This window comes from Bradyrhizobium sp. WSM1253 (assembly GCF_000244935.1).
Taxonomy (GTDB): domain Bacteria; phylum Pseudomonadota; class Alphaproteobacteria; order Rhizobiales; family Xanthobacteraceae; genus Bradyrhizobium; species Bradyrhizobium canariense.
Window position 1 is genome coordinate 6,848,930 of record NZ_JH600073.1, and the last position, 13,784, is coordinate 6,862,713.

13 protein-coding genes are annotated in these 13,784 nt (G+C 64.1%); 8 read left to right on the top strand and 5 right to left on the bottom strand.

Features of this window, described 5'->3' with window-relative positions:
• Positions 1-5: 5 nt before the first annotated feature.
• Positions 6-1,538: a bifunctional aminoglycoside phosphotransferase/ATP-binding protein gene (locus tag BRA1253DRAFT_RS33275; RefSeq protein WP_007601591.1), complete on the bottom strand. Its 1,533-nt coding sequence runs from the start codon at positions 1,536-1,538 to the stop codon at positions 6-8.
• 194 nt (positions 1,539-1,732) lie between these two features.
• Between BRA1253DRAFT_RS33275 and BRA1253DRAFT_RS33280 the strand changes: the two genes are divergently transcribed.
• Positions 1,733-2,572 (top strand): universal stress protein, encoded by an 840-nt coding sequence (locus BRA1253DRAFT_RS33280; protein WP_007601593.1) that lies wholly within the window; start codon positions 1,733-1,735, stop codon positions 2,570-2,572.
• Positions 2,573-2,641: 69 nt separating this feature from the next.
• On the top strand, positions 2,642-5,335 hold the full coding sequence (locus BRA1253DRAFT_RS33285) for a bifunctional acetate--CoA ligase family protein/GNAT family N-acetyltransferase (protein WP_007601595.1): 2,694 nt from the start codon (positions 2,642-2,644) through the stop codon (positions 5,333-5,335).
• Between the two features lie 9 nt (positions 5,336-5,344).
• Here the strand turns inward: BRA1253DRAFT_RS33285 and BRA1253DRAFT_RS33290 are convergent, their stop codons facing one another.
• Together BRA1253DRAFT_RS33290 and BRA1253DRAFT_RS33295 are read right to left on the bottom strand one after the other, a co-directional pair.
• Entirely contained in the window at positions 5,345-5,833 is a 489-nt protein-coding gene (locus BRA1253DRAFT_RS33290; protein WP_007601597.1) for a phage holin family protein, read from the bottom strand.
• Positions 5,834-6,109, bottom strand: a complete 276-nt coding sequence (locus BRA1253DRAFT_RS33295; protein WP_007601598.1) for a hypothetical protein — start codon at positions 6,107-6,109, stop codon at positions 5,834-5,836. It lies immediately after the preceding gene.
• Positions 6,110-6,284: 175 nt separating this feature from the next.
• On the opposite strand from BRA1253DRAFT_RS33295, the gene BRA1253DRAFT_RS33300 reads away from it, so the two are divergent.
• From BRA1253DRAFT_RS33300 to BRA1253DRAFT_RS33310, 3 genes are read left to right on the top strand one after another with little or no spacing between them, the layout of a single operon-like run.
• Positions 6,285-7,421, top strand: coding sequence for an ABC transporter permease (locus BRA1253DRAFT_RS33300; RefSeq protein ID WP_007601600.1), 1,137 nt, complete (start codon positions 6,285-6,287; stop codon positions 7,419-7,421).
• Between the two features lie 2 nt (positions 7,422-7,423).
• Positions 7,424-8,191, top strand: a complete 768-nt coding sequence (locus BRA1253DRAFT_RS33305; protein WP_007601601.1) for an ABC transporter ATP-binding protein — start codon at positions 7,424-7,426, stop codon at positions 8,189-8,191.
• Positions 8,192-8,194: 3 nt separating this feature from the next.
• On the top strand, positions 8,195-9,304 hold the full coding sequence (locus BRA1253DRAFT_RS33310) for an MlaD family protein (protein WP_007601602.1): 1,110 nt from the start codon (positions 8,195-8,197) through the stop codon (positions 9,302-9,304).
• A gap of 6 nt (positions 9,305-9,310) precedes the next feature.
• Here the strand turns inward: BRA1253DRAFT_RS33310 and BRA1253DRAFT_RS33315 are convergent, their stop codons facing one another.
• Positions 9,311-9,628, bottom strand: coding sequence for a cytochrome c (locus BRA1253DRAFT_RS33315; protein ID WP_007601604.1), 318 nt, complete (start codon positions 9,626-9,628; stop codon positions 9,311-9,313).
• 148 nt (positions 9,629-9,776) lie between these two features.
• On the opposite strand from BRA1253DRAFT_RS33315, the gene BRA1253DRAFT_RS33320 reads away from it, so the two are divergent.
• Positions 9,777-10,487 carry a helix-turn-helix domain-containing protein gene (locus BRA1253DRAFT_RS33320; RefSeq protein WP_007601605.1) on the top strand — a complete coding sequence of 237 codons (711 nt, stop codon included), beginning with the start codon at positions 9,777-9,779 and terminating at the stop codon, positions 10,485-10,487.
• A gap of 497 nt (positions 10,488-10,984) precedes the next feature.
• The gene (locus BRA1253DRAFT_RS33330) at positions 10,985-11,713 is read left to right on the top strand and encodes a Crp/Fnr family transcriptional regulator (protein WP_007601607.1); all 729 of its coding nucleotides are present in this window, start codon (positions 10,985-10,987) and stop codon (positions 11,711-11,713) included.
• On the opposite strand, the gene BRA1253DRAFT_RS33335 is transcribed toward BRA1253DRAFT_RS33330, so the two are convergent.
• A complete protein-coding gene (locus tag BRA1253DRAFT_RS33335; protein WP_007601608.1) occupies positions 11,710-12,486 on the bottom strand; it encodes a cyclase family protein in 777 nt (258 codons plus the stop codon). The genes BRA1253DRAFT_RS33330 and BRA1253DRAFT_RS33335 overlap by 4 nt on opposite strands.
• Positions 12,487-12,810: 324 nt before the next feature.
• On the opposite strand from BRA1253DRAFT_RS33335, the gene BRA1253DRAFT_RS33340 reads away from it, so the two are divergent.
• The gene (locus tag BRA1253DRAFT_RS33340; protein WP_007601609.1) at positions 12,811-13,782 is read left to right on the top strand and encodes a TRAP transporter substrate-binding protein; all 972 of its coding nucleotides are present in this window, start codon (positions 12,811-12,813) and stop codon (positions 13,780-13,782) included.
• Positions 13,783-13,784 lie beyond the last annotated feature (2 nt).

A 13,784-nucleotide genomic window follows, 5' to 3' on the forward strand; every position in this document is an offset into this window, starting at 1 on the left:
TTGCCTTACTTGCTCTCGGCGATCGCGTCCCGGCAGTTCTGGAGCGTCTGCTCTTGCGTCCCGGATGCATCGATGGTCGCCCAACCGATATGGCCGATATTATAGTGCTCTTGCCGCGCGGCAACCTCTTGCGTGGCGTCGGATGCGTCGCCCCGGCGGGCTCCGATCCGCGCCTGCCGGGTCGCGAGGTCCGCAACCAGAAATAGGCCGCTCAGCGGCACGTTGCGCTCGCGCGCCAGTGCGGCGACCGCGTCTCGTTCGTCCTCGCGGGCGAACACGCCGTCGATGATCGCTGAATGGCCTTGCGCCAGCACCCGCCCGGCGTGCCGAGCCAATATATCGTAAACGCGGGCCGTGACCTCCGGCGTGTATGCGGATGCCGGCAGGCGGTTCGTTTCCTTGACCCCTAACATCTGCTTGCGGACGAGGTCGCTGCGCAGCACGACGGCCCCCGGCTGCGGCGCAATGTCCGGCGCGAGCGCGCGTGCCAAAATCGTCTTTCCGGTGCCTGACAATCCGCCGACTGCAATCAGCCGGGGAGCGGGCGGTTGGATCAGCGCGCGGGCGAGGCCAAAATAGCGCCGTGCCCTGTCGAGAATGCTGGGATCACCGGAATGCGGCGGCTTCAGCCGTGCCAGCGCGACCTGGGCGCGGATCGCCGCCCGGATGGACATGAACAGCGGCAGTGCGGAGAGCGCGTCGAGATTTTCGACCGGAGTCCCGGCGAGATAACGGTTCAGCACGATGTTGGCCGCGCGTGGTTGATCGTGGTGCAACAGGTCCATCAATCCGAATGCGAGATCGTAGAGCACGTCGGTGGTTGCCATCTGCGCATCGAACTCGATGGCGTCGAACAGCACCGGCTGTTCGTCGATCGCCACGATGTTCGCAAGATGCAGGTCGCCATGGCAGCGGCGCACGAAGCCTTGACGGCCGCGCTCTTCGAGCAAAGGCCGAAGGTGGAGGAACGTTGCGTGCGAGTCTCTGCCGAGTTCTGCGATCTCTTCGGCTTCGAAATGATTGCCAGTCCGCAGGCCATTGCTGTTGCCATCGATCAGGCCGGGGATGGAGGAAACCCATGCACTGCCGTCGGCGCGAATAGCCTGCGCATGCGAAGCGGCGATCGCGTCGGCGACAGCCGAGGCAAAAGTGTCATCCAGCGCTCCGGCGTTGGCCAGATGATCCAGCGTCCGGCTTTCGTCGAAGCGCAACATCTCGACCGCATACTCGATCGGCCGGCCGCTTCCGTCGACCTTCACCGATCCATCGGGCTCTTCCGTGATCGCCACGACGCGGTGATAGATCTGCGGCGCCAGCGGCCGGTTGATCCTGATCTCCTCCTCACACGCCGCCTTGCGCTTCTCGAGCGTCGAATAATCGAGGAACGGAAACTGCACGGCGCGCTTGATTTTCAGAGCGCGTCTGCCTTCGAGAAAGACCGAAGCTGCGTGCGTATCGATCCGCCTTACGTTCGGATGACCCGCGGAATTGGTGAGCGCCGCAAAGATCCGGTCCTGGGTCGCAGAATCGTCTGTCATTCCAGCTGGTACGTCCAGATGCGTCGGAAGGCGGCTCGCCCCGCGATCAGGGTAATCCATAGAAGCAGATCACGGCCAGTCCTTGACTTCGGTCAACGCCTGTCTCCTTTCCGATCGGTCGGAGTTCTTGGGCTTGACGAGGATCAAGCGTCCCAACCAAAGCCGGCCTATTCTGGCGCCTGAGGAGAATCCCGATGCCGATCAAGGACGTCTTTCTGCCGCTCGTCGGCCAGTCACGCGGCCCGGCCCTTGCTGCGATCGAGAAATGCGTGGCCGTTGCCGCCGACCTCGGCGCCAGGATCACCGCGCTTGCGCTCGAAGAGGATGTTTTCGTGCGGCCGAAGGTGATGCTCCCCGATGATTCCGATGCGGCCGAGCCAAACGGCTCGCTTGGGGCGGGCGACAGTCAGGATCTCCTGGGTGCGTTCACCCGCGCAACCTCCCGCACCGGCATTCGCGCTCAAAGCCGGTCGGCCAAGGTGCCGGCAGACCAGATCGCGACAGTCCTGGCCGAGCACGGGCGCTTCAGCGATCTCACGCTGGTCCCCGTGAAGCCGCACGACAGCCGAACCGAGCACATCATCGAGACGCTCTTGTTCGAATCCGGACGGCCAGTGCTGCTCTGCCCGGAGCAGCATGTGGACGAACTGCGCCCGGAATTCGAGAACGTCATGATCGCCTGGGACCACTCCGCGCGTGCGGCGCGTGCGGTCGGCGACGCGCTGCCTATCCTTCAGGCAGCAGCCCTGGTCCGCGTGGTGACCGTGGCGGACGACAAGTCCGAGGCGATCGTGCAATCCGGGACGGCTCTCGTCGATCACTTGAGGGAACATGGGGTCTACGCCTCGTTTGAAACCGTGGCGGGCGGCGGCAGCTCGATTGGCAAGGTGCTCGGAAGCTGGGCGAATTCCCATGCCATCGATGCGATCGTAATGGGCGCCTACCATCATTCGCGCCTGAACGAGATCGTTTGGGGCGGTGTGACAAAGACCGTCATTGGCGAGCCACCGTGCTGGGTTATGATCTCGTACTAGGCGGGTGGCCAGTTTATCGGCCTGATCGTCAACCATCGGAACCGCCACCGACCGGGCGCATTTGCTTTCATGTCAACCTATCGTCTGAAGAACCTGCTGTCGCCGCGTTCGGTCGCGCTCGTCGGTGCGAGCGCCCGCCCGGTCTCCGTTGGACGCGCCGTTCTGGAGAACATTCGTAAGGCTGGATTCACGGGACAGTTCGGCCTCGTTAATCCGCGCCATGCGGAGATCGGCGGCGTCACGGCCGTGGACAGCCTCGATCTATTGCCGTTCGTGCCCGAGCTTGTGGTTATCACCGCGCCGGCGCGCGCGGTTCCGGGCATTGTCGATCAAGCCGGGCGGCGCGGCTCGGCGGGCGCCCTGATCGTCTCGGCCGGGCTCGGCCATGGACCGGGGTCCCTCCACGGGGCCGCCATCACTGCGGCCCGCAAATACGGCATGCGGCTGATCGGGCCGAACTGCCTGGGCATCATGATGCCCGCCGTGAGCCTCAATGCCAGTTTTGCTGCGCACATGCCGGGGCCGGGGAATCTCGCGCTGATCTCGCAATCAGGCGCGATCGCGGCCGGCATGGTCGATTGGGCCGCGCAGCGCGGCGTCGGCTTCTCCGGCATCGTCTCGATCGGCGATCAAATCGACGTCGATATTGCCGATCTGCTCGACTATTTCGCGATGGATCACAAGACCCGCGCGATCCTGCTCTATATCGAAGCCATCCAGGACGCGCGCAAGTTCATGTCGGCCGCGCGTGCCGCGGCGCGCGTGAAGCCCGTTGTCGTGGTGAAGTCCGGCCGAATGGCGCAGGGCGCGAAGGCGGCTGCCACCCATACCGGTGCGCTTGCGGGCGCCGACGCCGTCTATGACGCGGCGTTCCGCCGCGCGGGCGTCCTGCGGGTCTCCGATCTGCGCGAGCTGTTCGATTGCGCCGAGACGCTCGGCCGCGTCGAGTCGCCGGCGGGAAAGCGCCTCGCCATCCTGACCAATGGCGGCGGCATCGGTGTCCTCGCCATCGACCGGTTGGTCGAACTCGGCGGCATTCCGGCGAGCATCTCGGCGGACGCGCGCAAGAAGCTCGATGACGCGCTGCCGCCGACCTGGTCCGGCGCAAATCCCGTCGACATCGTGGGCGACGCCGATGCGTCGCGCTATGCGGCGGCGCTCGAGGTGCTGCTCGCCGATCCCGACAACGACGCGGTCCTCGTCCTCAACGTGCAGACCGCGATCGCCTCGGCTGCCGATATCGCAACGATGGTGACCGAACGCGTCAAGACATATCGCGAGAAGCACCGCAGTTGGGCCAAGCCCGTGCTCGCCTCGTGGATCGGAGCAGACCAGAACATCATCGAAACACTGTCCGGCGCGGGCATCCCGAACTATCCGACCGAGGATGACGCCGTGCGCGGCTTCATGTACCTCGTGAGGCATCGCGAAGTCGTGGAGGAGTTGAGCCAGGTTCCACCCGCAATGCCCGAGACTTTCGTGCCGGACGCACGTGCCGCAAAACAGATCGTCGCTGCCGCCATCGCAGACGGCCGGCAATGGCTCGAACCCGTCGAGATCAAGCACCTGCTCGAAGCCTACGATATCGCGATGGTGCCCACTTACGCCGCGGCCGATGTCGAGCAGGCGGTGGCCTACGCGGAAGACATCTTTGCGCAAGGCGCCACCGTCGTGCTGAAGATCATGTCGCGCGACATCGTCCACAAATCCGATGTCGGCGGCGTCGTGCTCAATCTGACGACGGTCGAGGCGGTGCGCGCCGCCGCCACCGACATTCTCGCCCGGGCGAGAAAGCTGCGTCCCGAAGCTCGCATCGAGGGCGTCATCGTGCAGGCGATGGTCGTCAAGGCGAAGGCGCGCGAGCTGATCCTGGGCCTCGCCGACGATCCGACCTTCGGGACCGTCGTGGTATTCGGCCGCGGCGGGACCGCGGTCGAGATCATCAACGACAAGGCGCTTGCGCTGCCGCCGCTCGATCTGCAACTGGCCCGCGACCTGATCGACCGCACGCGCGTGTCCCGGCTGCTTCGCGCTTACCGGGACGTGCCGGCGGTGAAGCCTGACGCTGTCGCCATGGTCCTGGTCAAGCTGGCGCAGATGGCCGCCGACATTCCCGAGATCCGCGAATTCGACATCAATCCGCTGCTGGCGGATGAAACCGGCGTGACCGCGGTCGACGCTCGCGTCGCGGTCGGGCCGCCGCAACCGAAGTTTGCCGGCTCCGGCGCCGCCAACTTCGCCGTTCGGGCCTATCCGTCCCAATGGGAGCGCCGCCTCAAGCTCAAGGAGGGCTGGCGGATCTTCGCGCGGCCCCTGCGTCCGGAGGACGAGCCGACCATCCACGCATTCCTGCGTCATGTCACGGCGCACGATCTTCGTCTGCGTTTCTTCGCGCCGATGAAGGAGTTCACCCACGAGTTCATCGCGCGCCTGACCCAGCTCGACTATGCGCGCGCGATGGCCTTTATCGCATTCGACGAGGCGAGCGGTGAGATGGTCGGCGTGGTCCGACTCCATTCGGACTCGATCTACGAGAGCGGCGAATATGCGATCCTGCTGCGGTCCGATCTCAAGGGCAAGGGGCTGGGATGGGCCCTGATGCAGCTGATCATCGACTACGCGAGATCGGAGGGGCTCAAGGCGATCTCGGGTGATGTTCTCAGGGAGAACACCACCATGCTGGAGATGTGCCGGCAGCTCGGCTTCGAGGTGAAGCCGGATCCCACTGAACCGGACATTTGCGACGTCAGGCTGAAACTCTGAGCGCGACCGCTATGAGCGCGCTTCAGCCGAATTTGCCGCGGGGGACTCCTTGGCCGTTCTCCGCAAAGTCTTGATCAGGACCGCAATCAGCGGCACCAGCACCGGCAAGATCGTGCTGAGCGGATGATGCACGGCGCCCGACATTTGGGCCTGGAATGTGCGTGCCTCGAGCTGAAGTGCTTCGATGGATGCGCCGTGAATCTCGTTGGCGAGTTCGATGTCGCGCCCCGAGGGAGGCCGGCCGGCAATCACAAAGAGAATGGCTGCGATGACAAAATTGACGGCGCCGAGGATGGCGGCCGCGCCAATGGCACTCCAGATCTGCACCAGTGCGAAATAGGCCGATAGCTCCAGCATCAGGAGGCCGAAGGCGGCGATCAGCGCCGCAAAGGCGCGCAGGCCGAGGCCGATCAGCAGGTGGCGCAGTCGGATGTCCGCGATGATCCTGTCGGTACGCCAGAGCACCCGCAGATGTTTGACGACATTTTCGGTGTTCACCTAGTGCCTCCGCAGCATGAAGCCGACGACCACGCCGAGCGCGAAGGCCGAGGCAAGTGGTGTGATCGGGCGGTCCGCAATGAGGCCCTGCAGCTGCTCCTGCTCCTCGTCGACGGTCTCGCCGAGCTCGGCGAGCGCGGCCCTGATCTGATCGGCAAGCGCCTCCGCGCGGTCCTTCGAACTGTCGAACATCTCCTCGCCGGCCGTGCTCAGCAAGCGTGTGACGTCAATCTTCAGCGTGCGCAGTTCATCGCTCATCCTGTCGCTGTCGAACATCGATCTGATTTCCCCGTTAATGGAAACAAACCTAGGACCCACTGGTCCGACCGCGCTTGATTTGCGTCAAGGAGGCAGACGCGTCGTGGTCTTGAGACAGGTCAAACCGGCTGCCACATGCTGGCCTAGAATGACCGGCTGAATGGGGACCGGGTTGTCCCGATGAGGTGGAAGCGTGAACTCCGAACCGCTGTTGCTGGCAACGCCCTCCGGCGAAGAGCTGAAATTGTGCCCGGAAGGGCCGTGGATTGCCGCGAACGTGTCGATGCTGGAGACATTGTCCCGGTCGGTCGGGGCGGACGTCGATCAATCCAGAGCCGTGACCTTGGACATGTCGGGCGTCAGCGCGCTCGACACGCTCGGCGCCTGGGTCCTGGAAAAGCTGTCGCGCAGGGCTTCATCGTCCGGTCGATCGACCGAATTTATCGGGGTCGCCGACCATTTCAGTGGCCTGATGGACGAGGTGCGTCAGGTCAACCGCCACACGCCGCTGCCGACGCCTGCACCCAACCCTGTTCTGCTCAGGCTGAGCGATCTCGGCAAGTCCACGGTCGGCGCGCGTGAAGACATCACGATCTTTCTTCAAATGCTGGGCGCGTTGTGCATGGCCGTGATCGGCGTGCTGCGCCGGCCGCGCTCGCTGCGACTGACATCGCTGATCTATCAGCTCTATCGCATCGGCTGGCAGGCCATCCCCATCGTCGTGCTGATCACCTTCCTGATCGGCGCCATCATCGCCCAGCAGGGATTTTTCCATTTCCGCAGGTTCGGCGCGGAGTCCTACACCGTCGACATGGTCGGCATCCTGGTGCTGCGCGAGCTCGGGGTGCTGATCGTTGCCATCATGGTCGCCGGCCGCTCGGGAAGCGCCTACACCGCCGAGCTCGGCTCGATGAAGATGCGCGAGGAGATTGATGCGCTCTCGACCATGGGCCTCGATCCCGTCCACGTCCTGATCCTGCCGCGGGTTGCGGCCCTGGTGATTGCGCTGCCGATCCTTGCTTTCATCGGATCGATTGCCGCACTCTATGGCGGCGGCCTGGTCGCGCAGTTCTACGGCGGCATGGCGCCGGCGATCTACATCGCGAGGCTGCACGAGGCGATCTCGGTCACCCATTTCGAGGTGGGCATCCTGAAGGCGCCGTTCATGGCGCTGGTGATCGGAGTAGTCGCCTGCAGCGAGGGCTTGCGCGTGAAGGGCAGCGCCGAGTCGCTGGGACGACAGACCACGACGTCGGTGGTCAAGTCGATCTTCCTGGTGATCGTGCTCGACGGAATGTTCGCGATCTTCTTCGCCTCGATCGGAATGTGATCATGGGCGAATCGCAAGAGCAGTTCGCGATCCGCGTCCGCGACCTCGTGGTCGGCTTCGGCCGGCAGACCGTGCTCGATCATCTGTCGCTCGACGTGCGCCGGGGTGAGATCCTCGGACTGGTGGGGGCGTCCGGTGGCGGCAAGTCGGTGCTGATGCGGACCATCATCGGCCTCATCCCGCGCCAAGGCGGGACCATCCAGGTTACGGGACGGCCAATCGGCGGCCGCACCGAAGGCGCGGCCACGACATGGGGGATTCTGTTCCAGCAGGGCGCGCTGTTCTCCTCGCTGACGGTCCGGCAGAACATCCAATTTCCGCTTCGTGAAAATCTCGTCCTGTCGCAGGAGCTGATGGACGAGATCGCGATCGCCAAGCTCGAAATGGTCGGGCTGCGGGCGCAGGATGCCGATAAATATCCGGCGGAGCTATCCGGCGGCATGACCAAGCGCGTCGCGCTGGCGCGCGCGCTCGCGCTCGATCCGCCGATCCTGTTCCTGGACGAGCCGACCTCGGGCCTCGATCCGATCGCGGCGGGTGATTTCGATGCGCTGATCGCGACCCTGCAAAAGACCCTCGGCTTCACCGTCTTCATGGTTACCCATGATCTGGCGAGCCTGACAACGGTCTGCGATCGGGTCGCTGCTCTTGCCGACGGCAAGATCGTGGCGATCGGTCCGATGCGCGACCTGCTGCAATCCGAGCATCCCTGGGTGCGCGCCTATTTCCATGGCAAGCGCTCGCAGATGCTGCAACACGAGATGAGATGAGACATGGAAACCCGCGCTCCCTACGTGCTGATCGGCAGTTTCGTCCTGGCCGCGATCCTCGCGGTGTTCGGCTTCGTCTATTGGCTGAACAACACCGGCGGCATCGGGCCGCGCACGAGCTATCACGTACAATTCCAGGGCCCGGTGCCCGGTCTTCTGGTCGGAGCCGGCGTACTGTTCAACGGCATCCGCGTCGGCGAGGTTACCCAGCTCGGGCTTGCGCCGGACAATCCACGCTTCGTCAATGCGACGATATCGGTTGCTTCAACCACGCCGGTGCGCGCCGACAGCAGGGTCGGGCTCGATTTCCAGGGGCTGACCGGCGTGCCGGTAGTGACGCTGGAGGGAGGCGTCATCGTCACCAAATCCGGCGAGACCCCGACCCCGACCTTGATTGCCGAGGCGGGTGCGGGCCAGAGCATGACGCAAGCCGCGCGTGATGCGTTGCGGCGGGTCGACACCGTGCTGGAGGACAATTCGGGTCCGCTGAAGGACACCATCGCCAATCTCAAGACCTTCTCGGACGGGCTTGCGCGCAACACCGGCAAAATCGACGGCATTTTGGCGGGCCTGGAGAAGATGACCGGCGGCGGAACGCCGGCGCAGAAAGTCACCTATGACCTGCGCACGCCGCAGAACCTCGGGCCGGCCGGCAAGACGCTCTCGACGTCACTGGCCATTCCCGAGCCGACGGCGGTCGCCATGCTCCAGACCCAGCGCATGCTGTTCGCCCCCGGCGGCGACAATCCGGGCTTTGCGGACTTCCTCTGGGCCGACAGCATTCCAAAACTGGTGCAGGCGCGGCTGATCGACAGTTTCGAGAACTACGACATCGCCCACGCGCCATTGCGAACGGCCGATCTGGGGCAAGCGGACTATCAGCTGCTGATCGACATCAGGCGCTTCCGCATCGCCACGGAGGGGGAGGCACGGGTCGAGATCGGACTGTCGGCGCGGATCGTCGACAAGAACGGCAAGGTGATCGCCTCGCGTCTCCTCGACACCAGCGAAAAGCTCGACAAGGTCGAACCGGCCGCGGCGGTCGCAGCGTTCGATGTGGCCTTCACACGCATCGCCAAGGAGCTGATCGGCTGGACGGTGCAGGCGGTGTGACGCCGGCTATTCCAGGGTCTTGAGGTAGGACAGGAGATCGTGGATCTGGTCCGGACTGAGCTCGAAGGCCGGCATGTCGGCGTGGCCGGTGTTGATGCCTTCGGCCAGCGCCTCCCCAAGGCTCTCGACGGGATAGCGTTGGTGCAGGGCGCGCAGCGGCGGTGCGATCTTGAGCGGACTGTTCGACGCACGGTCGATCGCGTGGCAGCGCGCGCAATTGGCTCGCGCAAAGGCCTTGCCGCGTTGTTCGGCGGTCGGGGCCGCCACAGCAGGCGTGATCAGAAGCAACCCAATCAACCCGTGACGCAGCGTTCCTTGCAGCATGTAAAGTGACCCCGATTATGTCCGGGAGAAGAATAGGGCGGGGATTCCCTCCAAAATTGATCTGGGTCAACCGGCCTTGGCGCAGTGCAGTAAAATGCAGCCGCGCGACGGAATGGGCCTGATGGCCACCCGGCGCTTGGAGCGGTCGATGAAGCCCATAGTCACGATTGAACCGAACTGGCAGCTCTGCACCGATTGCGCCGTCCGCGCATCAGCGGTTTGTTCGTCGCTGGATGCGGTCGAGCTTCGGGAATTCGAGCATCTCGGCCGGCGCGTCCATTTTTCCTCAGGCGAGACTGTGTTCTCCGAGGAGGACATCACGACCTCGTTCTACAATCTCCTCGAGGGCGTCATGCGGCTGTACAAGCTACTCGCCGACGGCCGCCGGCAGATCGTGGGCTTTGCCTTGCCCGGCGATTTCCTGGGGATGAATATTTCGGGCAGGCACAATTTTTCGGCCGATGCGATCGGCGCGGTGACGGTATGCCAGTTTGCGAAGGCACCCTTCGGCCGTTTCATCGAGGACCGGCTGCACCTCCTCAGGCGGATCAACGAGCTGGCAATTCGCGAGCTGAACCAGGCCCGGGACCACATGGTCCTGCTCGGCCGCCGTTCGGCGGACGAAAAGGTGGCGGCCTTTCTGCTCGGCTGGCGCGAGCGGCTGGTCTCGCTGAAGGGGGCATCGGACACGGTTCCGCTTCCGATGAGCCGCCAGGACATCGCCGACTACCTCGGCCTGACCATCGAGACCGTCAGCCGCACCTTCACCAAGCTGGAGCGCCACGGCGTGATCGAGATCATTCATGGCGGGATCAGCCTGCTCGATCCGGCGAAGGTCGAGGCCTTGGCCGCAGCCTGATTCCGACGCAGCGCGGCTCGATTTTGATCGGGATCAATGCATTCGGCCGCGTGCCCCGAATAATGCCTGAAACCACAGGGGAGGGCATCATGCCGGCTGACGCGTTGCTTATGAGCATCATTGTCGTGGCAATCTTTGTCACATTCGCCGGGGCTCTGGCCTGGGCAGACCGGCAAACCAGCGCGGGCCCGCTCAAGTCAGACGTCAAGCGTCGAAGCTCCTGAGATTAGGGTCGCATTTTGTGGCGCCCGCGGCGCGGGCTAGGCCGTGCGAACTCGGGACGATTGGCAGCGCCTCAACGCAAGGCGGCGTGCGGCGCTTGCAACTCTGCATCGACCGGGACGCATTGGCTCATCCTTCGGCTGCCGGCTTCGCCCCTGACCGCGGCATTTTCGCCGCGTTTGCCTCAAATCGAGAGCATGCTTTCCGGTTGAAAAACTGGGCTACACTGACTACGCAGGGACCCCAGTGCCTCGCAGTCTTAGGAGCCCAGTGGCGTGCCTCAGGACAAGACCGGCGACGACCCCCGACAAGCAGCGGGGAATAAATTATCGGTCCTGCGCAAGCACCCGATCTTTGCGGATCTGGAGCCGGAGGCGCTGGATCAGCTCTGCCGTTACGCCAAGCACACCACGGTGAAGCGCGGCGCGACGATCGCTGCCAAGGGCGATCCCGGCAACAATCTGTTCGCGGTGATCACAGGGACGGTGAAGATTTCCTCTTCGTCGCCCGACGGCCGTAACGCCATTCTCAATCTGATCGGTCCCGGAGAGATCTTCGGCGAAATCGCGGTGCTGGACGGCGCCCCCAGGTCGGCCGATGCGACCGCCAACACCAATTGCGAACTCTACATCATCGATCGCCGGGACTTCCTGCCGTTCGTGAAGAGCCAGCCGGCGCTCGCAATGAAATTCATCGAGCTGCTCTGCGCGCGCCTGCGCTGGACCAGCCAGCAGGTCGAGCAGGTGATCCTGCAAAATCTGCCGGGCCGGCTTGCGAGCGCGCTGCTCGGCCTCACCGAAGAGCGCAAGTTCGACTCCGGCAGCGGCACGCTCGCCATCACGCAGCAGGAGATCAGCGAGATGGTGGGGATGACGCGCGAGAGCATCAACAAGCAATTGCGCGCCTGGGCGGGCCGCAACTGGGTTCGCCTCGAGCACGGCGCCATCGTCGTGCTCGACATGGATGCCTTGCGCGAACTCGCCGAGAGCGGGCTCGACAGCTAGCTGTCGATGATCGCGACGGCGCGGGTCCAGCCTGCGGAGGCCCGCTCGATCTTCACCGGAAAGCACGAGACGGTGAACCCGGTCGAAGGCAGCTGGTCGAGATTGTGCAGCTTCTCGAGATGGCAATAGCCGATGTGCCGCCCCGCCTTGTGGCCCTCCCAGATCAGGCCGGCATCTTTCGTTTCGGCATATTTCTTCGCGGTGTGGACGAACGGCGCGTCCCAGCTCCAGCCGTCGGTGCCGGTCAGCCGCACGCCGCGTTCGAGCAGATACATGGTGGCCTCATAGCCCATGCCACAGCCTGAGCTGACATAGTCGGCTTGGCCGAACTTGGCGCCGGCGCCGGTGTTGACGACGACGATCTCCAGCGGCGACAGCGCATGCCGGATCCGCCTCAACTCCTTCTCGACGTCGTCGGCGCTCGCCACGTAGCCGTCGGGCAGATGTCGGAAGTCGAGCTTCACGCCGGGCTGAAAGCACCATTCCAGCGGCACCTCGTCGATCGTCCATGACCGCTCGCCGCGATTCATGGTTGGATGGAAGTGCCAGGGCGCATCGAGATGCGTGCCGTTATGGGTCGACAGCGAGACCTGCTCGACGGCCCAGCCCTGGCCGTCCGGCAGGTCCTGCGCCGTAAGGCCGTCGAAGAACTGCAGCATCCGCGGCAGGCCCTGCTGGTGATCGATGTACTGGATCGTCGGGTGATTGCCCGGCGGATCCGCCGTCACGTCGTTTCTGAGCGGCACGGAGATGTCGATCAGCTTCCGCGGCATGGGCATTCCTCGGGATGGTCCGTTTTGTTTCGCAGCATCTTGAGGGGGCCGCACCGGCGGCGTCAAGCAACGCGCATAAACGCTTCCCGCGGCAGACGGACAGATGATTTCGGAAAAAGCGGGCTACGAGCCGGTTGTCCGCCCAAAGGCGGCTTGATCCATCGATGCAACTCTAGCATTGATCGATGCCGGATTTGGCTTGGACAGAGAATGCCGCGCGCCCTAGGGACGACAATGGCGCTTGACTTCATACCGGAAGTGGAGCGACCCAAGGCGGCCCGCAGCATCTGCCCAACGACATAATCAACTCAGGAGGAAGCCCAGATGAAGATACTTACCGGCGTCATCACAGCCGCTCTGCTGGCGGTCTCAGCCCCCTTGGCGACCGCACGCGATTTCCGTTCCGCCGACATCCATCCCGCCGATTATCCGACCGTCGAGGCCGTCAAGTTCATGGGCAAGCAGCTCGCTGCGGCGAGCGGCGGCAAGCTCGGCGTGAAGGTGTTCCCCAACGGTGCCCTGGGCTCCGAGAAGGACACCATCGAGCAGCTCAAGATCGGCGCACTCGACATGATGCGGATCAACGCATCGCCCTTGAACAACTTCGTGCCGGAAACCATCGCGTTGTGCCTGCCCTTCATCTTCCGGGACACGCAGCACATGCGTACCGTCCTTGACGGGCCGATCGGCGACGAGATCCTGGCGGCCATGGCGCCCGCAGGCCTGATCGGCCTCGCCTATTACGACAGCGGCGCCCGGTCCATTTACACCGTCAAGGCACCGATCAAGTCGCTCGCGGATGTCAAGGGTCTGAAAATTCGCGTCCAGCAATCCGATCTGTGGGTCGGCATGATCCAGAGCCTTGGGGCCAATCCGACCCCGATGCCGTATGGCGAGGTCTATACCGCGCTCAAGACCGGTCTGGTGGACGCTGCCGAGAACAACTGGCCGTCTTACGAGTCCTCGCGCCATTTCGAGGCCGCCAAGTTCTATAACGTCACCGAGCACTCTCTGGCGCCCGAAGTTCTCGTGATGTCCAAGACGGTCTGGGACACGCTGAGCAAGGAAGACCAGGCGATGGTCCGCAAGGCGGCCAAGGAATCGGTGCCCGTCATGCGCAAGCTCTGGGACGAGCGCGAGCAGGCGTCCCGCAAGACCGTTGAGGCGGCTGGCGTTCAGGTCGTGACGATCGCCAACAAGGCGGAGTTCGTCGACGCGATGAAGCCCGTGTACGACAAGTTCGCGGGTGACGAGAAGCTGAAGAGCCTCGTCAAGCGTATCCAGGACACGAAGTAAGG